The sequence below is a fragment of the Rhizobium sp. Leaf321 genome, assembly GCF_001423215.1.
Taxonomy (GTDB): Bacteria; Pseudomonadota; Alphaproteobacteria; order Rhizobiales; family Rhizobiaceae; genus Neorhizobium; species Neorhizobium soli.
In genome coordinates this window covers 449,610-468,749 of the sequence record NZ_LMOF01000008.1, presented here as the reverse complement: position 1 = coordinate 468,749, position 19,140 = coordinate 449,610, and the positions used below count along the sequence as shown (strand labels likewise).

General features: G+C 60.4%; 18 protein-coding genes. 5 read left to right on the top strand and 13 right to left on the bottom strand.

Annotation, left to right across the window (positions count from 1 at the left end; translation table 11 throughout):
• Window positions 1-58: 58 nt before the first annotated feature.
• The 5 genes from ASF70_RS19255 to ASF70_RS19235 form a co-directional block, all read right to left on the bottom strand.
• The gene (locus ASF70_RS19255; protein ID WP_062582041.1) at window positions 59-1,012 is read right to left on the bottom strand and encodes a sugar-binding transcriptional regulator; all 954 of its coding nucleotides are present in this window, start codon (window positions 1,010-1,012) and stop codon (window positions 59-61) included.
• Between the two features lie 519 nt (window positions 1,013-1,531).
• Window positions 1,532-1,789, bottom strand: coding sequence for a type II toxin-antitoxin system Phd/YefM family antitoxin (locus ASF70_RS19250; RefSeq protein ID WP_062582038.1), 258 nt, complete (start codon window positions 1,787-1,789; stop codon window positions 1,532-1,534).
• Window positions 1,790-1,801: 12 nt separating this feature from the next.
• Entirely contained in the window at window positions 1,802-1,996 is a 195-nt protein-coding gene (locus ASF70_RS19245) for a hypothetical protein (protein WP_062582036.1), read from the bottom strand.
• A gap of 99 nt (window positions 1,997-2,095) precedes the next feature.
• Window positions 2,096-3,943, bottom strand: coding sequence for an ABC transporter ATP-binding protein (locus ASF70_RS19240; RefSeq protein WP_062582034.1), 1,848 nt, complete (start codon window positions 3,941-3,943; stop codon window positions 2,096-2,098).
• Window positions 3,944-4,019: 76 nt separating this feature from the next.
• On the bottom strand, window positions 4,020-5,183 hold the full coding sequence (locus ASF70_RS19235) for a M20 aminoacylase family protein (protein ID WP_062582033.1): 1,164 nt from the start codon (window positions 5,181-5,183) through the stop codon (window positions 4,020-4,022).
• 321 nt (window positions 5,184-5,504) lie between these two features.
• On the opposite strand from ASF70_RS19235, the gene ASF70_RS19230 reads away from it, so the two are divergent.
• The 3 genes from ASF70_RS19230 (at window position 5,505) to ASF70_RS19220 (ending at window position 9,314) form a co-directional block, all read left to right on the top strand.
• Window positions 5,505-7,214 carry a peptide ABC transporter substrate-binding protein gene (locus ASF70_RS19230; protein ID WP_062583076.1) on the top strand — a complete coding sequence of 570 codons (1,710 nt, stop codon included), beginning with the start codon at window positions 5,505-5,507 and terminating at the stop codon, window positions 7,212-7,214.
• A gap of 170 nt (window positions 7,215-7,384) precedes the next feature.
• On the top strand, window positions 7,385-8,395 hold the full coding sequence (locus ASF70_RS19225) for an ABC transporter permease (protein ID WP_062582030.1): 1,011 nt from the start codon (window positions 7,385-7,387) through the stop codon (window positions 8,393-8,395).
• Window positions 8,388-9,314: an ABC transporter permease gene (locus ASF70_RS19220; RefSeq protein WP_062582028.1), complete on the top strand. Its 927-nt coding sequence runs from the start codon at window positions 8,388-8,390 to the stop codon at window positions 9,312-9,314. The genes ASF70_RS19225 and ASF70_RS19220 overlap by 8 nt, the downstream gene beginning before the upstream one ends.
• Before the next feature lie 414 nt (window positions 9,315-9,728).
• Here the strand turns inward: ASF70_RS19220 and ASF70_RS19215 are convergent, their stop codons facing one another.
• Together ASF70_RS19215 and ASF70_RS19210 are read right to left on the bottom strand one after the other, a co-directional pair.
• Entirely contained in the window at window positions 9,729-10,670 is a 942-nt protein-coding gene (locus ASF70_RS19215; RefSeq protein ID WP_244474087.1) for a sensor histidine kinase, read from the bottom strand.
• Window positions 10,671-11,051: 381 nt separating this feature from the next.
• On the bottom strand, window positions 11,052-11,846 hold the full coding sequence (locus ASF70_RS19210) for a response regulator (protein ID WP_062461304.1): 795 nt from the start codon (window positions 11,844-11,846) through the stop codon (window positions 11,052-11,054).
• A gap of 168 nt (window positions 11,847-12,014) precedes the next feature.
• Between ASF70_RS19210 and ASF70_RS19205 the strand changes: the two genes are divergently transcribed.
• Together ASF70_RS19205 and ASF70_RS19200 are read left to right on the top strand one after the other, a co-directional pair.
• Window positions 12,015-12,197, top strand: coding sequence for a NepR family anti-sigma factor (locus ASF70_RS19205; protein ID WP_062461941.1), 183 nt, complete (start codon window positions 12,015-12,017; stop codon window positions 12,195-12,197).
• Window positions 12,194-12,760 carry an RNA polymerase sigma factor gene (locus ASF70_RS19200; protein WP_062461307.1) on the top strand — a complete coding sequence of 189 codons (567 nt, stop codon included), beginning with the start codon at window positions 12,194-12,196 and terminating at the stop codon, window positions 12,758-12,760. The genes ASF70_RS19205 and ASF70_RS19200 overlap by 4 nt, the downstream gene beginning before the upstream one ends.
• A 237-nt stretch (window positions 12,761-12,997) precedes the next feature.
• On the opposite strand, the gene ASF70_RS19195 is transcribed toward ASF70_RS19200, so the two are convergent.
• The 6 genes from ASF70_RS19195 to ASF70_RS19170 all read right to left on the bottom strand — a co-directional run bounded on the left by ASF70_RS19195 (window position 12,998) and on the right by ASF70_RS19170 (window position 19,062).
• Window positions 12,998-13,447 carry a hypothetical protein gene (locus tag ASF70_RS19195; protein WP_062582026.1) on the bottom strand — a complete coding sequence of 150 codons (450 nt, stop codon included), beginning with the start codon at window positions 13,445-13,447 and terminating at the stop codon, window positions 12,998-13,000.
• Between the two features lie 2 nt (window positions 13,448-13,449).
• On the bottom strand, window positions 13,450-13,800 hold the full coding sequence (locus ASF70_RS19190) for a DUF883 family protein (protein ID WP_062461311.1): 351 nt from the start codon (window positions 13,798-13,800) through the stop codon (window positions 13,450-13,452).
• 256 nt (window positions 13,801-14,056) lie between these two features.
• Window positions 14,057-15,454: an amidase gene (locus ASF70_RS19185; protein WP_062582025.1), complete on the bottom strand. Its 1,398-nt coding sequence runs from the start codon at window positions 15,452-15,454 to the stop codon at window positions 14,057-14,059.
• Window positions 15,455-15,487: 33 nt separating this feature from the next.
• A complete protein-coding gene (locus tag ASF70_RS19180; protein ID WP_062582021.1) occupies window positions 15,488-16,306 on the bottom strand; it encodes an ABC transporter permease in 819 nt (272 codons plus the stop codon).
• Window positions 16,303-17,253, bottom strand: a complete 951-nt coding sequence (locus tag ASF70_RS19175; RefSeq protein ID WP_062582020.1) for an ABC transporter permease — start codon at window positions 17,251-17,253, stop codon at window positions 16,303-16,305. The genes ASF70_RS19180 and ASF70_RS19175 overlap by 4 nt, the downstream gene beginning before the upstream one ends.
• A 282-nt stretch (window positions 17,254-17,535) precedes the next feature.
• Window positions 17,536-19,062 carry an ABC transporter substrate-binding protein gene (locus ASF70_RS19170; RefSeq protein ID WP_062582017.1) on the bottom strand — a complete coding sequence of 509 codons (1,527 nt, stop codon included), beginning with the start codon at window positions 19,060-19,062 and terminating at the stop codon, window positions 17,536-17,538.
• Window positions 19,063-19,140: the final 78 nt, after the last annotated feature.

The window sequence follows — 19,140 nt, the reverse complement described above, 5'->3', positions numbered from 1 at the left end:
CGATGCAACCGAAAGCGACAATTCACTGAAATTTCAGGCAGAATTCTATCTGCCGCGCTTAAGCAGTAAGCAGATACCGCGCTGCGGCCTCGTCGGTGATGATGCCGTTGAGCAGTCCGCCTTTCAGGGCTGCGCGCATGGCGACCCATTTCTTCTTGCCTTGGGCAATGCCAATGACACAGCATGTCTCGCGCGACGGGATCGGCACGGAGGCCACCCGGCCGTTGACGGCACTGTCGAGCAACTCACCCTGCTGATCGTAGATCCAGCCGCAAATTTCGCCCGCGGCACCGCGATCCACCAGCGACACCATTTCGTCGCGCTCCAGAAATCCGTCGACGCAGAGCGGCGCATCGACGCCGAGTTCGCCGATCCCGACAAAGGTGACGTCGGCTTGCGCCCCGAGCGCAAGCGTCGAGCGCACGAGCGCCTGGTCATGCAGCGTGTCGCGCTCCTCGATGGAGGCACAAAGGACCGGCAGCGGCATGGGAAAATGCCGCGCCTTGATGGCATCGGCCATCGAGAAGATGACGTTGTAATAGGCGGCCGACCCGTCCGGCCCGATATTGCCGGTCAGCGACACGATACGGTGCTGCGGGCATTCCATCGGCGGCAGCTGATCGACAGCGGCTTTCAGCGTCCGACCTGTCCCCACGGCGATGATGATCGGATCCGGCCGTTTCAGCCAGCGCTCGATCTCGCCCGCCCCCGCTTCGGCGATACCGACCGTGGATGAACTGCCGCCCGGATCGCTCGGCACGATTTCCGCATGCTTGAGATCGTATTTCTTGCGCAGCCCTTCAGCGAGTTCGAGACAAGCGGAGATCGGATGGTCGAGCCGGACCTTGATCAACCGCTCGGCAACCGCAAGCGACACGAGCCGCTGGGCCGACTGGCGGGAAATGCCCATGGCATTGGCGATCTCGTCCTGGGTCCTCCCCGCGACGTAATAGAGCCAGCCCGCGCGTGCAGCATCGTCGAGCCGGCCTTGGGTGTCACTCCGCTTAGCCATGGCAGTAAATCTCCTCTGGTCGATTTGCTGACATGTTTTTTGAGGGGCTGTCAAATGGCGATGGGGAAGGAGTGTCACTCCTCCGCTTTGACGGCGACATCGCGATTGACCGCTTTCGCCCGTACATCGCGAATTGATTGTCGTATTCCGTCAAGAACATCGACCATCATGGCTTTCGGAAGAAAAGCCCTGGCCTCGTCCGACCGGCCGCACGTCTGGCCCAGGCCATGTGAATACGTTGAGATCGTCTGTTTTCACCCAAGAAGGTTGCGCGTCTAGGCCAAGACGCCGTTTGGTTTCTGGTGGCAGCTCAACCGCATACTTCATATCTGTCGGCGGGCTGTGCGTGATCGGCGCGACATATAAGAGTAACCGACCTGCTTCAGATCTGACCGCGAGGACAACAGCGCAGGGCCGATCTTTTCCCTCCTCCTGCCCACGGAGAACCTCGTTACGCCACAGATAAGCGTATCGAATAACAAGACCTGGGCGGGGCTCTGAAGTCAGCAGAGCCCTCCTTTACTTGTATTCATGATCGAACCGAGCTGTTTCTTCCGGAACTTCAACCAAATCCAGGGCGGCAATGACCTCGTTTGGCAATTCCCATGGATAAACGGCTTGCCTGTCATCATAGACCTTGAGCCGTTTATATTCTTCAGCGGACATGATGACGACGCTGTCCTCGCCTTTTTTCTCTATCGACACGGGCTCACGCTGCGCCATATCGAGATAACGTTCGAAGTCGTCCTGCAACTGGGTGACTGTGATCGTGACCATGTACGATCCGTCCTATTGTTTGCTTTTCGTTTCGGCTTGTACTCGAATCCTGCTGGTGACATAGGCAATTGCCTGATCCGGCGAAAACCCCTCTCGATCGAACATTTCGAACATGGCTAAATCGTCAGCATCGAGGGGGTTACCCTCGATCATCTGCAGGTGCGCCGCTTCCAGTGTGCGCTGGCGGATATCATCCCTGTCGCTCATGCAGCCACCATACTGCAGATCGCGAAATCCGACAAATGATAGATGCGAGGCGGCGCCCCAGTTGGCGCCGCATTCGCGTTCGTTCCGGGCCGACCGCCGTCAGGCCACCTGCACCAGATGTCCTACGCCGACTTCGCGATATTCCCGTACCGGCGGCACGAAATCGACAGACCGGATCGGGCTCTTGATTTCCTCGGTGGAAAGGTTGCGCTTGATCCGGCGTCGCGAGGGATCGGGCACCGGCACCGCCGACATCAACTTCTTCGTATAGGGATGCTGCGGATTTTCAAACACCGCCGCCCGCGGGCCGATCTCGACGATTTCGCCCAGATACATCACCGCCACCCGGTGGCTTACCCGTTCCACCACGGCCATGTCGTGGGAGATAAACAGGAAGGCGAGATTGAGAGACTGCTGCAGGTCGAGCAGCAGGTTGCAGACCTGCGCCTTGATCGACACGTCCAGCGCCGACACCGCTTCGTCGGCAACGATCACCTTCGGATCGAGCATCAAAGCCCTGGCGATCGCGATGCGCTGCCGCTGGCCGCCGGAAAACTCGTGCGGGAAGCGCCGCATCATGTCGGCCGAAAGTCCGACCTTTTCCAGAAGGTTCGCCGCCTTTTCGCGCGCCTGCGCCTTGGTGCCGAGCTTGTGCTCGATAAACGGTTCGGCGACGGCCGACCCCACGCTCATGCGCGGGTTCAAGGAAGCGAACGGATCCTGGAACACCATCTGGATCGACCGACGCATGGTTCGAAGCGCATGCTGATCGAGGCTCATCACGTCATAGCCGTCCACCTGCACGGTGCCGCTGGTCGGCGTGATCAGCCGCGTCACGGACCGTCCGGTGGTCGACTTGCCGCAACCGGATTCACCCACCAGCGCAAGCGTTTCGCCGGCATAGAGATCGAACGAGACCTTTTCCACCGCATGCACCGCCCCGGACTTGCGTCCGAGAAGGCCGGAATGGATGTCGAACCGCGTCGTCAGATCCTTCACGTCGAGGATCGGCGTCTTGCCCTTGGCGACCGTGTCGAACACTTCGCCGAGAACCTGCTGTTCGCCCGTATTGACGTCGATCAGCGGAAACCGCATCGGCAGCTTGCTCTGCCCCATAGACCCGAGCCTCGGCACGGCGGACAGAAGCGCTCGCGTATAGGCATGCTGGCCGCGATGGAAGATATCGCCGGTCTGGCCGGTTTCCACCGCATCGCCTCGGAACATCACGATCGTCCGGTCGGCCACCTCCGCCACCACACCCATGTCATGGGTGATGAACAGGACCGACATGCCCTCCTCTTCCTGCAGCATCTTGATGAGGTCGAGGATCTGCCCCTGGATCGTCACGTCGAGCGCCGTCGTCGGCTCGTCGGCGATCAGAAGCTTCGGCTTGGCCGCAAGTGCCATGGCGATCATCACGCGCTGGCGCATGCCGCCGGAAAATTGGTGCGGGTATTCGTCGAAACGGCTCTTGGCGTTGGGGATGCGAACCTTCTCGAGAAGCCGTATCACCTCCGCCTTTGCCTCGGCCTTGGAGATGTTGGTGTGAACCGTCAGCGCCTCGGCGATCTGCTTTCCGATCGGAAAGATCGGATTGAGCGAGGTCATCGGCTCCTGGAAGATCATCGAGATGTCGTTGCCGCGCACCCGACGCATCTCCTCCTCCGGCAGGGCCAGAAGCTCCTTGCCCTGAAGAAAGACCTGCCCCTCGATGCGGCTCGAATTCTTCTGCAACAGCCGCATGATCGATAGCGACGTCACCGATTTTCCGGAGCCGCTTTCGCCCACGATCGCAACCGTCTCGCGCGGTGCCACATCAAACGAGATGTTGCGCACAACCGTCTTCCATTCGTCGTTCACCTTGAACGACGTCGTCAGGTTCTTCACAGACAGGACCGGAGTGACCGATCCGCCAGACTGTTCCATCGCAGGTCCGGAAAGCAGCATGCATGTTTCCTTGATTTGGGCGGCCCCGTCGCGACTGGTGGCGGCATCGCGAGGGGCCGGTCGGAAGAGTATACGATCAGGCGGCGAGCGCCGTTTCGGCAAGCGAAACCCAGTAGCTCACGCCGTAGGGAATGGCCTCGTCGTTGAAGTCGTAGGCCGCATTGTGAAGATTGGCGGTATCGCCATTGCCGAGGAAGATGAAGGCACCCGGCCGCTGCTCCAGCATGTAGGAGAAGTCTTCAGCGCCCATATGCGGTGCCGCATTGGCGTCGACCTTGCCCTGGCCCGCCACTTTCGAGGCGATCCCGACAGCAAAATCGGTCTCGTTGTCATGGTTGAAGGTGACCGGATAGCCGCGATTGTAGACGACCTCGGCCGTAGCACCATGTGCGATTGCGGTTGCCTCAGCCACTTCCTTCAGGCGCTTTTCGGCAAAGTCGCGGGTTTCCGGTAGAAGCGTGCGCACGGTACCGGCCAGCGTCACGAAGGCCGGGATGACGTTGCTCGCCTGGCCGCCATGGATGGAAGCGACGGTGACGACGAGGGATTTGAGCGGATCCGTCTCGCGCGAAACGACCGACTGTAGCGCGATCACCACATGCGACGCGGTCAGTACCGGGTCGATCGACAGATGCGGCTGGGCGGCATGGCTGCCACGGCCGGAAATGGTGATCTCGAACGTATCGGCCGCCGCCATGATGCCGCCCTTGCGGATCGAGAAACTGCCGACCGGGAGCGCCGGTGCATTGTGCATGCCGTAGACTTCCTTGATGGAAAACTTATCCATCATTCCGTCCTCGATCATCGCAAGTGCGCCCGCACCGCCCTCTTCGGCCGGCTGGAAAATCACAGCGACGGAACCCTTGAAATTGCGGGTCTCGGCGAGATACTGGGCCGCACCCAGAAGCATTGCGGTATGTCCGTCATGGCCGCAGGAATGCGCCTTGCCCGGTGTTTTCGAAGCCCACGGCACGCCCGATGTCTCAAGAATCGGCAGCGCATCCATGTCGGCACGGAAGCCGATAACCGGGCCATCGCCCTGGCTGCCCTTGATGATGCCGACGACGCCCGTCTTGCCGATGCCGCTCTCAACCACGTCGCAACCAAAGGCTTTCAGCTTCTCGGCAACGAAGGCGGATGTGTAGTGAACGTCGTAGAGAAGCTCCGGATTCTCGTGCAGATGGCGTCTCCATTCTGCAACCTGATCCTGCATTTCGGCGACGCGATTGATGACAGGCATTTGGACAATCCTTTAGATTTCTTAGCATTTCCGGTCTCGAAGGCTTGGATATTGCGACGGCTTCGTTTGAATTTGCAAGCGTCAATTTTCGCCCTTGAACACAAAATAGGCCTATGCTTAGATGGCTCAAATTTTGATCACCTCGGCATATTGCGGGTATCAAATGTCATATACGACATACTTTTCAGGAGGATGCGGGAATTCTAATCTGCGACGCGCCAAGGAAGACAGGGCGCCATGCAGCTCGACGGCATCGACACCGGCAAACGGGCGATCCGGGCACTAAAATCGAGACAAATCAACATCAAGGGGAATAGCAGCATGAAGAAGTTGAAGCGCCTACTGGTCGGCACGGTTGCCGTGCTCGCCCTGGGTGGCACCGCAGCCCACGCCGAGCGCGGCACTGACGGAGACCTGAAGGCCCTGTTCTGGCAGGCGGTTTCCACGCTGAATCCGTATCTTTCGGCTGGCACGAAGGAAGTCTATGCGTCCTCGATCGTGATTGAGCCCCTCGCCCGCTACGACGAGAAGGGCGAACTGGTTCCGTGGCTCGTGACCGAGATCCCGACGGTTGAAAACGGCGGCGTGGCAAAAGACCTTCTCAGCATGACCTGGAAGATCAAGCCGGGCGTCAAATGGTCCGACGGAACGGCGTTTACCGCTGAAGACGTGATCTTCACCTGGAAATACTGCACGGCGCCGGATGGCGGCTGCGCCCAGGCGGCTCAGTACGAAGGCGTCAAGAACGTCGAGGCGATCGACCCGAACACCGTCAAGATCACCTTTACCGAGCCGAAGCCCTACCCCTATTCGGCTTTTGTGGGCGCCCAGTCGCCGGTCATCCAGGCCAAGCAGTTCAAGGATTGCGTCGGCGCCAAGGCTCCCGGCTGCACGGCCGCCAACTTCGGTCCGATCGGCACCGGCGCCTTCATGGTCGCCGATTTCAAGCCGAACGACGTCATCACCTTCAAGGCCAACCCGAACTACCGTGATCCGGCAAAGCCTGCCTTCGCATCGATCACCCTGAAGGGTGGCGGCGATGCGGCATCGGCTGCCCGTGCCGTGCTTGAAACCGGCGAATACGATTACGCCTGGAATGCTCAGGTCGAGCCTGAAGTGCTGCAGACCATGCTCGCTGCCGGCAAGGGCCGTCTTGAAATCTCGTTCGGCACCCAGGTCGAGCGTATCAACCTCAACCACTTCAATGCCGATCCTTCGCTGGGCGCCAAGCGCTCCACCAAGGAAGCCGGCCCGCATCCGTCGCTCAAGGATCCGGCCGTTCGCCGTGCACTGTCGCTTGCCATCGACCGCGACATCATCGTCGAGGCCGGCTACGGCCAGTCCGGCAGGGCCACCTGCAACATCCTGCCCGCTCCGGAAGTCGTTGCTTCCACCAAGAACGACAGCTGGTGCCTGAAGCAGGATATCGAGGGCGCCAACAAGCTGCTCGAAGATGCCGGCTGGAAGAAGGGTTCCGATGGCATCCGCGCCAAGGATGGCGTGCGCCTTTCCTACCTTTACTCCACCTCGACCAACTCGGTTCGCCAGGCGACCCAGGAACTGGTCAAGGCGATGTGGGCGGAAATCGGCGTTGATGCGGAACTCCGCAACGCGTCTGCCTCCGTCTTCTTCGGTGGCGACCCGGCAAGCCCGGACACGTTCCAGAAGTTCTATGCCGACGTTGAAATGTACACCAACAACTTCGATGGCACCGATCCTGAAAAGTACATGGCGGAATGGCTGTGCGACAAGATCCCCGGCCCGGCAAACGGCTGGCAGGGGCAGAACATCCCGCGCTACTGCAACCCTGACTACGACAAGCTGGTCAGCGAACTGTCCAGAACCGCAGATCTCGACAAGCGCGCAGCAATCGCCAAGCAGCTCAACGACATGCTGACCGAGGAAGGCGCACATATCGCGCTCGTCCACCGCGGTGACCAGTCGTCCTTCGCGCTCACGCTCGACGGCATCAAGATGAACTCCTGGGACAGCCAGGTGTGGAACATCGCAGACTGGTCGCGCAAGAAGTAAGGAGACAGCCGGCAGCCCTCAGCGGTTGCCGGCGCTCTGTCTCACGCTTCGTATGGCATGATCTTCCCGGGGCTCATCGGCCCGGGAAAATCTGATGCGGCACATCAGGACTTCGCGCCCTATCACCGCATTCTGCGGCATGATCCGGCGTCGTCTGGAGAAATTCGTACATGTTCACATACACGTTGCGACGATTGTTCTTCGCAATACCGACCCTGCTGATCATCAGCTTCGTCATCTTCGCGCTGCTCGATCTGGCACCAAACGATCCGACTGGCGACCTGCCCCTGACGATCCCGCCGGAAGTCCGCGCACAGATCCGTGCCTCGCTCGGCATGGATCAGCCCTTCCTCCTGCGCTATCTCTACTGGCTGCAGCAATTCTTCATCAACGAGCCGCTGAATATTCTCGAACGTCTGACAGGCTGGCAGTTCGGCGATGGTCAGCGCATGCGTGTCCTCTCCTGGGCAACCCGCAGCCCTGTCGTTGATCTCATCGTCCAGCGCCTGCCACAGACGCTCTGGGTCGTTGGCCTCGCCTATCTGTTCGGCATTCTGATCGCTGTTCCGATCGGCGTCATCTCCGCCTACAAGCAGTATTCGATCTTCGACCAGGTCGGCACGTTCGTCTCGATGGTCGGCTATTCGGTGCCGACCTTCTTCACCGGCGTGCTTCTGATCGTCATCTTCTCGTCCTACCTCCAGTGGTTCCCGTCGGTCTACGACACCAATCTGCAGGTCACGAGCTTTGCCACCTTCGTTGCGCAGGCAAAGCAGATGGCAATGCCGGTGGCGGTTCTGGCGCTTTACAACGCGTCGCAGATCACCCGGTTCGTGCGCGCATCCATGCTCGACAACCTGCATCAGGATTATGTCCGCACCGCCCGCGCCAAGGGCGTCAAGGAAAACGTCGTGCTGCTCGTCCACGTTCTGCGCAACAGCCTGATCCCGGTCGTGACGGTGATCGCGCTCGGCGTACCCACCATCTTCTCCGGCGCCATCATCACCGAACAGATCTTCCGCGTGAACGGGTTGGGGCAGTTGCTGATCGTCGCCGTCCAGGGCGCCGATATCCCTCTCGTTCAGACGCTGACCTTCATCTTTGCGGTGCTGATCGTACTCTTCAACCTGATCGCCGACGTTCTCTACGGCATTCTTGACCCGAGGATCCGGTATGACTGACGCGACAATCACCAACCCCGCGCCCGCCAAGGCATCATCTCCCACGCGCTCCGCGATGGCCGACATGTGGCGGCAGTTCCGGGCGCACAAGGGCGGCGTTGCCGGCCTCATCGTCTTCACCTTCATCGTTCTGGCTGTCTATGTCGGCCCCTATATCCACAGGGTCGCGCCCAACCAGCTGAACATCCGCGAGAAGAACCAGTGGCCGTCGCTGGCGCATCCGTTCGGAACCGATAATCTCGGCAAGGACATGCTGGCCCAGGTTCTGGCCGGTGGCCGCATCTCGCTTGCGGTCGGCATCACCGCCATGCTGCTCGCCCTCTTCCTGGGCACGCTGGTGGGGGTCCTCTCGGGCTACTTCCGCAGGCTCGATGGGCCGTTGATGCGGTTGACGGACCTGTTCCTGGCCCTGCCGCTTCTGCCGCTTCTGCTCGTGATCCTGCTTCTGTTCCGCGATACGCTGCGCGCAGCCTTCGGACCGGAGACCGGCATCTTCATCCTGATCGTGGTCGTCATCGGCGTCACGAGCTGGATGCACACGGCACGTATCGTGCGTGGCGATGTGCTTGCGGTGAAAAGCCAGGAATTCATCCTGGCGGCGAAATCGAGCGGAATGCGGGAATACCGGATCGTGCTGCGGCATATCCTGCCCAACGTCCTGTCCTCGATCATGGTGTCTGCGACGCTCGGCATTGCCTCGGCCATTATCACGGAATCGTCGCTGTCCTTCCTCGGCCTCGGCTTCCCGTCGGATTTCCCGACCTGGGGACGATTGCTGTTTGACGGCGCCAACTTCCTGCAGCTGACGCCATCACGCGTGCTATGGCCAGGCCTTGCGATTTCTGCAACGGTTCTGAGCGTCAACTACATGGGCGATGCAATCCGCGATGCGCTCGATCCGAGAACCCTGAAGCGCTGATTTCAGCGCTCCAGATACGACCCGGAACGGCGGCGAAAGCCGCCGTTTTCCGTTGCGTCGTCCGCTCTCATTTTTTCTTCGATTTTTTGAAAATATGCCGGAACCTAATTCCCGGACGCCCGTTCTACTGATGTCTGAAGGCGACCCCCCGTCCCCCGCCCTACAAAGAGCCTTCGGACATACTCTTCAATCCCCCTCGAAGAGAAGAACTGGCTCGGCTCCCTAGTGGAACCGAGCCAGCTCCGTTTTGGGCAGCCGCTATCGCCGGCACGACTTATTCCCTTGTGACGTGAAAACATTGCGCCGAGCAACGAGCCCCGCATGGGGCTATCCCCGTGGCTCGACATTCGCGAACAGCCCGATGCTTCGATCATCGGGCCTTCGCGTCATGTGGGGAATTGGTAGGCCCGACCTTCAGTCGCTGGCGCCTTCGAGCGGAAAGCTCAGGCGGTACTGAATGCGATCGTTGGAGATCACATATCGTGCCTTGCCGTTGACGGACGCAGGTACCACCCGTTCGAGAACGGTGCTGCCGAAATGCGATCGCATCCCATCCTCGCTGACGTCGACGCTGTCGTTTTCTATCAACGCCTCGTCCCAGACGATCTCAAGAACGTCATGCCCATCCACGTGCACCCGGTTGGCCGCCACTTCGATCGGCAGGCGGCTGCGCATGACGGAGCCGTGACTGACGGCGTTGACCACCAGCTCGTGCAGTGCCAGCCCCACATGCAGCGATGCATTGGGCGTCAGCAGCACGTTGTCACCGCCCATGCGGACGAGATGCTTGTTATCAGGAAGATACTTTTCGGTCTGTTGCTGAACCAGATCGAACAGATAGGCGCCGCGCCAACTCGAATCGGTGATCAGGTCCTGACTCTGCGACAGCGAATAGAGCCGCCCCCGGAACTTGTGCAGGAAAAGATCGAGCGACCCCGAATAGCGCGCCGTCTGAAGCGCGATGCTCTGGATGATCGCAAGCAGGTTCTTGGAGCGGTGACTGACTTCGCGCAGCAAGGCCCGGAGCAACCGCTCACGATGCCGCTCTTCCGACCGGTCATTGATCGTGGTGACCAGATGCAGGTTCCCGCCTTCGACGCCGACGGCCTGGACGCGGAATTCGAAGACCTGGTCCGAACCCGCCGTGACCTCGATATGGCCTTTGCGGCCAAGCTCGGTCATTTCCGATTTCAGCGTGTGGAGTTTCGCAGCCACGTCGTCGCCGAACAGGCTTGCATCGCTTGGCGCATCCACGCCTTGAAGCGACCAGACCTGAGGCAGGTTGGCAACGAGAAGGTAATTCTGCTGGGTGTCCTGGATAATGATGCATGCGCCGAGATCAATCAGCGCTGGCATGAAAAACTCACGCAACTTGTCATCACTCTGACCAGCTTGCTGCCATGTCAGCGGATGCGTCACTTGGTAAACTCCGTTGCGACTTCCAGGCGAACGGAAGTCTGAATATAGACTTCCGCAACTCATTCAAGTTCAAAATCTTATAAAGTGTCGGTCTTGTCGAAACAACCCAACCCTTTGGTAATCCTTAGCTCTAACGAGACGTACCAACCAGGCCAAATCTCTTTTTCAATATCCGCAGGTAAGTATCCCACGGACGCTTTAAATCAAGGGAAGACATCGCTCGGCATCATAGCGGGAAAGCAAGCGGGGCGTTCCGATATCCCAGAACGCCTCTCTTTGGGGTTTGTTCCTGCCTAAAATCGATCGATGGCAGATAGATCAGGCAGCAGCCTTAACCGCGTCATTGAAGAACAAGGCCTGGCTGATCAGAGCCTTCACCATATCCGGATTGAAAGGCTTGGTGACGAGGAAAGCAGGCTCAGGCCGCTCGCCGGTCAGCAGACGCTCCGGGAATGCCGTGATGAAGATCACAGGGACATTGGAGGACTTCAGGATCTCGTTGACCGCGTCGATGCCGGAGCTTCCGTCCGCCAGCTGGATATCGGCGAGAACCATCTTCGGCTGCGATGTCTGGAACAGCGATACCGCTTCCTTGTGGGTACGGGCGATACCCGTGACGCGGTGACCAAGGTCCTGTACCATCTGCTCGATGTCGAGCGCGATCAGCGGCTCGTCTTCGATGATCATGATATCGGTCGCGACCTGGCGGGAGATTTCGCGCGAGGCTTCGTCGAGAAGCTTGTTCACTTCACCAACGCTGATATCGAGAACTTCAGCCGCTTCCTCAATCGTGAAGCCTTCGACCGAAATCAGAAGGAAGGCATGACGGGACTGCGACGGAAGGTTCGAAAGGTTAGCCGCTGCGCGCTGTTCCCAAGCAAACGGCGAGTCGATCGGCCGGATCTCGATTGAAGTGGAACCAAAAATTGCGACAAACAGTTTGTAAAGCGATACACGATCCTTAGACGACTCCGGAAAGATGGAGACGTCCGCGATCAGGGCCTCGAGGACCGCCGCGACATAGGCGTCTCCCGATGTCTGCGATCCGGTAACGGCCCGCGCATAGCGGCGCAGATATGGAAGATGAGACGCAACGCGTGAGGTCAGTGACATAAAAAAATACTCCCCGGGACCCAATGAGGGCAATTGACGGACTAATAACGTGGGTACTTAAAAAAAGTTCCGCAAGGGTGGAACTTTTTTTCGATCCGCGAATTGTGAGGTGACGATATCGAACAGGCCATTTGAGTGATGAGTGACGACAACACAAAAAAAGATGACATGACAACAAGCCAATCTCAAGAAGCAAGGCCTGGGTCAGTGTCTCCCAACGCCTCGATCTCTCGAAAACTGCGTGAATTTTATGACGCAGTCCAGGAGGAGGGTATCCCCGATCGCTTCCTCGATCTGCTCGAACGGCTCGACCATGCCGAGCGCAACGCCAAATCGGTGGATGCGAAATGAGCAAGGAAGAAGATAACGACGATCGCATTTTCAAGCGCGACCTTTTGGCATCGCTGCCGAACCTGCGCGCTTTTGCCGTCTCGCTGACCGGTCGTCACGACAAGGCCGATGACCTTGTCCAGGATACGATCATGAAGGCGTGGGCGAACCAGAAGAGCTTTACGGCCGGCACCAACATGCGGGCCTGGCTGTTCACGATCCTGCGCAACGAATTCTACAGCCAGATGCGCAAGCGTGGCCGCGAAGTGCAAGACAGCGACGGCCTGTTCTCCGAACGCTTTTCCGTGCACCCCGAACAGTATGGTCGCCTTGACCTGCAGGATTTTCGTGCAGCGCTCGACAAGCTTCCGGACGATCAGCGCGAAGCGATTGTTCTCGTCGGCGCCGCAGGCTTTGCCTATGAGGAAGCTGCAGAGATCTGCGGTTGCGCTGTCGGCACGATCAAGAGCCGCGTCTCGCGCGCCCGTACACGCCTACAGGAACTGCTTGGCGTATCCGGCGAGGTCGATTACGGCCCGGATGCCGGTGACGCAGCCATCACGTCCCGCGCCTTCGGCGGCTGAACGTTCAGCGAAGTACATGTAAACTCATAGACGCCGCCTTCACGGGCGGCGTTTTTGTGTGTTTCGCGTAGCGCCAGACAACTGCCCTCCCCCGTGTTTGCAGAATTCTGAATAGCACGCATCCCTTCGCTCCGGGCGAGCGTCGACCAGAGCCTCATGACAATCCGACAAGACACAAAAAAAGCTGCCGGAACTTGTCCGGCAGCTCAATGATCGAAAGACGAGTAACGGCTGGTGTTACTCTCCAGAATTTGTAAAGCGATGACGCGTCCTGCCACCGCTCAGGGCGAGGAAGCCGAGGCCCCCCGCGATCGATGCAAACATCAGGGGCTTCGACTTCAGAAGAAGCGGAACCGCTGTGAGTGCTGCCGTCAAAGCCAGCGTCTTGCCGCTATTGGCGGCCACTGCCTGCTTCTTGCGCTTGACTTCCGCTCTCGCGGTGAGCGTCACCGAAAGGTAGAAAATAACGGCCAGCAGCAGCGCGCCGCCTGCAACCACCAGAAGCGCTATGGGAAGGCCCCAGAACTGCGACAGATGAACGGCAAGTGCCGCAACGCCCAGCACATAGGCCGTCAGCACGAAAAGTGCAGCCAACCCATACAGCATGATGTTGCGCTTCAGCCGCTCCGTAAATGCCGCGATATCCATCGCGGCAAACGAAGCGATAAGGGGACCAAGGCCCATCATCTTTAGCGACGCGACAGAAGAGCGAAGACGAAGCCAACGCCGGCTGCGATCGCGATCGACTGGATCGGTGCCTTGCGGATCTTCGCTTCCAGGTCGCGCTCGAACGAGATCGCCTGCTCGCGGGCAGCTTCAACCATCTGCATGGACGCATCGGTCGCATCGGATGCGGCGCGACGGGCCTTGCCCTTCACTTCACTCGCCGTGCTGCTGCCGACGGCGCCGACGGTCTTGGCAAGCGACGAGATATCTTCGCGGAGCTGCTGCAGCTGCGCTTCGATGTCAGACGTCGTAGCAGCACCGGCGGCGGTGCGAGCGCGGGCAATTTCGGCATTCGTGGAAGTAGCTGCGGCCATGGAGATCTCCTGTTTCTACGGATCTTGGCGCCGCGCGGAAGGCGCGGGCTTTGCGGAAAGGTTCAAACGACATGCAAACTGTGAGGCTTGGCGAAGATCGGGATATCAGGCCCGGTCATGTTCGAAAGGTTGCCTCTCGCACATCATACTCCACCAGACGCAAAGTGCACGCATTCGTCTGCCAAAATGAAACGCGGCGAAACCGTGAAGGTTCCATCGCCGATTTTTGCGCTCGGACCGTCACTCGATGCGCAGATCAGGGCGTAAGTCTCGGGTCTGGCCAGTTGGTCACGCCGCCGGTCCACTGCTCAAACGCATGCGACAGCTTCAGAACGAGCAAGTCTGCGAACCGGGGCCCGACGATCTGCAGCCCGATTGGCATTCCGCTGCGGGAGAAACCGCAGTTGATCGAGGCGGCCGGCTGCTCCGACATGTTCCACGGCACCGTGTAGCCGATATGCTCGAACGGTTTCAAGGGATCGTTGGTCGGCGATGCCCAGTCGGCCGGATAGGAGACGATTGGGTTGGTCGGCGACAAAACCGCATCGACGCCGGAGAAGAGTCTCGCACAGGCCTTGCGCATCTCGATCGTCTGGTTGAAACCGCGCACCGCCTCGACGCCGGAAACCGAAGCCCCGCCCTTTGCCCATTCGAAGATGTAGGGCAGGATCTGCGCCTTGCGCTCGTCCGGCATCGTCTCGATATCGCCCCAGAACCGCGCCCGCCAGAAACTGTCGAGCCCGTCCAGCATCGTCCGCGTCATGACGGGCGAAACCTCCACGATCTCGGCCCCCGCCGCCTCGAACCGCTTTGCCGCAGCCGTCACCGCCGCGCGGACCTCGTCGTCGAGAGAGATCCCGATGCCCGCATCCAGCATAAGCCCGATCTTCATCCCCCTGACGTCGATGTCGAGATCCACCCAGTCGAAGGCGTTGGGCGGCAGCGATGACGCGTCGCGCCAGTCGGGGCGCGACAGGGTCGCCATGGCGATCGCACTGTCTTCCACCGTCCGCGTCATCGGGCCGGCACAGCGCCCGACAAAGAACGGATCGACCGGAATGCGGCCCTGGCTGGGCTTGAAGCCGAAAAGCCCCGTCCAGCCGGCCGGCAGCCGGATCGAACCGCCGATATCGGTGCCGATATGCAGGGGTCCGAAGCTCGAAGCCGCAGCAGACGCCGCGCCGGCACTGGATCCGCCCGGGTTCTGCGTCAGGTTCCAGGGATTGCGGCTCAAAGGGTGAAAGCTGGAAAGCCCTGACGACAGCATGCCGTAATCGGGACATGTGGTCTTTGCGAAGATCACCGCGCCGTCCTCGCGCAGCCGTGCAGCGGCCGGCGCATCGCTGGCCGCCGCCGTCAGCTCCGTCGCGGCGGTCCCGAGCGGCACCGGATGCCCTTTCGTGGCGATCAGTTCCTTGATCGTCACCGGAATGCCGTCGAGCATCCCCAGCGTCTCGCCCTTCGCCCAGCGCTCGGTGGAGGCTTTCGCCTGTTGCCGTGCGCTTTCCGGATCGTAGAGGTAGAGCGCCTGAACTTGGTGTTCGAACGCCGCAACCCGTGCCTCGACCACCTCCCAGTATTCGAGCGGCGAAAGCTTCTTCTGCGCATAAAGAGAAAGAATGTCCCGGATCGTCAGTTTCAAAAGGGCGTTCATGAAAAGTCTTTCACTCAGGTCGTCGTTTAAAAATCAGGGTGTCGAGCGCGGATCGAGAAGGTCGCGCAGACCATCACCGAGCATGTTGAGGCCCAGCACCGCGATCGCGATCGCCAGACCCGGCATCAAGGCGAGCCAAGGCGCCTGTCCAAGGAACGTCTGCGAATCCGCAAGCATCCGCCCCCAGGTCGGGTTCGGCGGCGGCATGCCGAGCCCGAGATAGGAAAGCCCCGCCTCGGTCAGGATCGCGAGACCGAGCTGGATCGTCACCTGCACGATGATCTGGTTCGAAATATTGGGCAGGATGTGGACGAAGGTGATTGTCAGCTTCGAACGCCCCATGCCGATAGCCGCCGCCACATAGTCGCGCGTCCAGATCTGCCGGGCCGCGGCCAGCGTGAGGCGTGCGAAGACGGGCACCATGAACGTGGCAATAGCGATGACCGCCGTGAACCGGCCGGATCCGATAAAGGCGCCGAGCATCATCGCCGACAGGATCGGCGGAACCGCGAAGATGATGTCGCAGCCGCGCATCACGATCTGTTCGACCCAGCCGCGCCGCATCGCCACCACGGTGCCGACCGCCGTGCCGATCGTGGCGCCGATCGCCACCGCAAGCAGCGCCGTAGACAGCGAATTCCAGGCGCCGACCATCAGCGCGGAAGCGACATCGCGTCCGAACTGGTCGGTCCCGAGCAGGCCGAATTCGAATGGCGGCTTCAGCTTGTGGACGATGTTCATCTTCGACGGCGGATAAGGCGTCCAGACCAGCGAAAGCAACGCCACCAGAAACAGGAACAGCGTCACGACAAGCCCGGCAAGAAGAACGGGACGGCGCAGAAGTTGCCTCATCTCACCCCCACCCTCAGCCGCGGATCGATCACCAGGTAAAGAAGGTCGACGAGGAAATTGACGACGATGACAAGGGCTGAGAAAAACAGGACGACGTCCTGCATGACCACGATGTCACGCTGCGCCAGCGACTGGTAGGCAAGCCTTCCCAGACCCGGCAGGTTGAAGACGTTTTCGACCAGCACTGCACCGGCGATCAGAAAGGTGAACTGCATGCCGATCATCGTCACCACAGGCACAAGCGCATTCGGCACCGCATGGCGCCAGAGTGCCGCCCCCTCGCCCAGCCCCTTGGCGCGGGCGGTGCGCACATAATCCTCGTTCATCACGTCCAGCACCGCGGCCCGCGCAACGCGTGTCAACACGCCCGCCTGCGGCAGCGCCAGCGCGATCGCTGGCAGCAGCAACGCCTGCAACCCGGCCAGCAGCCCCGCGTCCCAGCCCGGGAATCCACCTGCCGGGATCCAGCCGAGCAGCGTCGAAAACAGGATGATCGACAGCAGCCCCACCCAGAAGGCCGGCACCGCGATACTGACGTAAGAGACTGCGCCGACAACGGCGTCGAACATGCCGTTATGCTTTTTCGCGGCCTGCACGCCGAGTGGCACGGCAATTCCGACCGACATCAGAACCGCCATCAGCGCCAACGGCAGCGTCACCGTCAGCCGCTCCGCGATCAGCCCCGCGACCGGCACGCCATAGGTATAGGACTGCCCGAAATCGCCCTGAAAAACACCCCATAACCAGGCGAGATAACGCACCGGCAGGGGCTGATCGAGCCCCATCTGGGTTCTGAGCGCCGCCAGCGTTTCCGGGCTTGCTGACGTCCCCAGCACAATCGCCGCGGGATCACCCGGCAAGAGATCCATGACGACGAAGATCAGCAGCGACACGACGAGAAGCGTGACGATGAGCGACAGGATGCGGCGGATAAGGATGGAGATCATGGGCCGCACCCTCCAACATCCACCATGCCTACGCCAGTCGCCCCTCCCCACCCTCCCCACAAGGGGGAGGGCTTAACCCAGCCGAACCGCCGGGCCACGATCGAGGCAATCGGGTGCCGCATACCTTCTCCCCCCTTGTGGGGGAGATGGCCGGCAGGCCAGAGGGGGATTTCAGTCATCCGCGATTAAGCCCCATCTTTCCCAAGGCCACCTCATCGCAAAGCTTAACGCCTCTCGCGTTGTCGGAAACGTCACCGGCGCAGATCACGGCGAGACGCATCGTCATTCTTCCCAGAACACCTCGGTCAGCACGTTCGATGGGATCGGCTCGTTCTCCCACAGCCCCTTCAGCTTCGCGTCCCATATGCCGAGCTTCGGCATCACGAACAGGAACAAGGCCGGGACGTCCTCTGCCAGGATCGTCTGCGCCTCGCCGTAGAGCTTGTCCTGTTCCGCAGGATCGGCGGTCGCCTCGACCTTGGCGAGGATCTCGTTGAAGGCGGGGTTCTTGTAGTGGAAGTAATAGGGGTCGCGGGCGTAGATATCGATGTCCATCGGCTCCGCATGGGCAACGATGGTCATGTCGTAGTCGCCGGCTTTCAGCACGTCCGATACCCATTTTGCGGGAAACTCGGTCGTTTCGATATTCATCGTGACGCCGATTTCGGCAAACATCGCCTGCAGGATCTGCGACGAGCGCTGCGCATAAGCCATCTGCGGCGCCTTCATGGTGAAGGAGAAGCCGTTCGGATATCCGGCCTCGCTCAAAAGCGCCTTCGCCTTTTCGGCGTCGTAGGGGTAGACGCCGGTTAAGTCCTTGAAGCCGCGGTCGTTCGGCGTGTAGTGGCTGCCGATCGGCGTGCCGTAACCCGACCATGCACCTTCGACAACGGTCGCACGATCCACCGCCATCATCAGCGCTTGGCGAACCTTCTTGTCGTCGAATGGCTTGCGCGAATTGTTCATGCCAGCCACGACCTTGAGCTCGGTATTGCCGATCACGGTCGTGAGCTTCGTGTCGCCCTCGAAGGAGGAGACCAGTTCCGGCGCGCCGAACTCCGGAAACGCGTCGACATCGCCGGCCTTCAGGGCCGCTGCCTGCGCCTGCGGATCGGCGATGAACCGGAAGACCGCTGTCTCGAGCTTCACCGAAACGGACTTGTTCCAGTAGTCAGTGTTCTTCGCCAGATCGACCTTCGAGCCCTTCTGCCAGGACACGAACTTGAACGGACCGGTGCCGACCGGCGTGGTCTTGTTGTCGGCAGCGGATTTCGGCTCGACCATGACAGATGCCGGCCAGCCGAGCCAGTAGAGCAGGCTGCCCGCCGGCTGCTTCAGCTTCAGCACCAGCGTTGCGGCATCGGGCGTCTCCACTGTCTCGATCGAGGCGAAATAGCGCTTCTGCGGATTGACGCTGTCGGCGCCGCGAGCCCGGTCGATCGCAAATTTCGCAACGGACGAGTCGAAGGCGACGCCGTTGTGGAAGGTCACGCCCTGGCGCAGCTTGAACGTATAGGTCTTCCCATCCGAGGAAATCTCCCAGCTTTCCGCAAGCTGCGGCTGCACCTTGCCGGCGCTGTCGACCGTCGTCAGGCCCTCAAAGATATTCTGCCAGCTCACCTGCCCGATCGCGACAGGGGCGGCAATCGTCGGATCGAGACCAATGGGTTCGATCGTCATGCCGATCGTGACCGACGTCTTTGCCGCGGCAAACGCCCCGCTTCCCATCGAGGCGGCAAGGCCAAGCGCAACAGACGCCGCAATCACGCTCCGGCGCGAAAACACACCCCAACCAGCAACCGTCTTCATGGCATTGTTCCCCTGCTTATTGATCTCTTAACCGCGATCTTACGGGCATTTCGCAGGTGCACAATAGCATTCTGCCGC

Bases quoted from the DNA above. Each gene is read 5' to 3' on its own strand.
- ASF70_RS19225 (WP_062582030.1), top strand. From the start codon at position 7,385: ATGTTCACATACACGTTGCGACGATTGTTCTTCGCAATACCGACCCTG.
- ASF70_RS19220 (WP_062582028.1), top strand. From the start codon at position 8,388: ATGACTGACGCGACAATCACCAACCCCGCGCCCGCCAAGGCATCATCT.
- ASF70_RS19180 (WP_062582021.1), bottom strand. From the start codon at position 16,306: ATGAGGCAACTTCTGCGCCGTCCCGTTCTTCTTGCCGGGCTTGTCGTG.
- ASF70_RS19195 (WP_062582026.1), bottom strand. From the start codon at position 13,447: ATGATGGGCCTTGGTCCCCTTATCGCTTCGTTTGCCGCGATGGATATC.
- ASF70_RS19250 (WP_062582038.1), bottom strand. From the start codon at position 1,789: ATGGTCACGATCACAGTCACCCAGTTGCAGGACGACTTCGAACGTTAT.
- ASF70_RS19230 (WP_062583076.1), top strand. From the start codon at position 5,505: ATGAAGAAGTTGAAGCGCCTACTGGTCGGCACGGTTGCCGTGCTCGCC.
- ASF70_RS19205 (WP_062461941.1), top strand. From the start codon at position 12,015: ATGACAACAAGCCAATCTCAAGAAGCAAGGCCTGGGTCAGTGTCTCCC.
- ASF70_RS19240 (WP_062582034.1), bottom strand. From the start codon at position 3,943: ATGCTGCTTTCCGGACCTGCGATGGAACAGTCTGGCGGATCGGTCACT.
- ASF70_RS19245 (WP_062582036.1), bottom strand. From the start codon at position 1,996: ATGAGCGACAGGGATGATATCCGCCAGCGCACACTGGAAGCGGCGCAC.
- ASF70_RS19215 (WP_244474087.1), bottom strand. From the start codon at position 10,670: ATGCCAGCGCTGATTGATCTCGGCGCATGCATCATTATCCAGGACACC.
- ASF70_RS19235 (WP_062582033.1), bottom strand. From the start codon at position 5,183: ATGCCTGTCATCAATCGCGTCGCCGAAATGCAGGATCAGGTTGCAGAA.
- ASF70_RS19190 (WP_062461311.1), bottom strand. From the start codon at position 13,800: ATGGCCGCAGCTACTTCCACGAATGCCGAAATTGCCCGCGCTCGCACC.
- ASF70_RS19185 (WP_062582025.1), bottom strand. From the start codon at position 15,454: ATGAACGCCCTTTTGAAACTGACGATCCGGGACATTCTTTCTCTTTAT.
- ASF70_RS19170 (WP_062582017.1), bottom strand. From the start codon at position 19,062: ATGAAGACGGTTGCTGGTTGGGGTGTGTTTTCGCGCCGGAGCGTGATT.
- ASF70_RS19210 (WP_062461304.1), bottom strand. From the start codon at position 11,846: ATGTCACTGACCTCACGCGTTGCGTCTCATCTTCCATATCTGCGCCGC.
- ASF70_RS19200 (WP_062461307.1), top strand. From the start codon at position 12,194: ATGAGCAAGGAAGAAGATAACGACGATCGCATTTTCAAGCGCGACCTT.
- ASF70_RS19175 (WP_062582020.1), bottom strand. From the start codon at position 17,253: ATGATCTCCATCCTTATCCGCCGCATCCTGTCGCTCATCGTCACGCTT.
- ASF70_RS19255 (WP_062582041.1), bottom strand. From the start codon at position 1,012: ATGGCTAAGCGGAGTGACACCCAAGGCCGGCTCGACGATGCTGCACGC.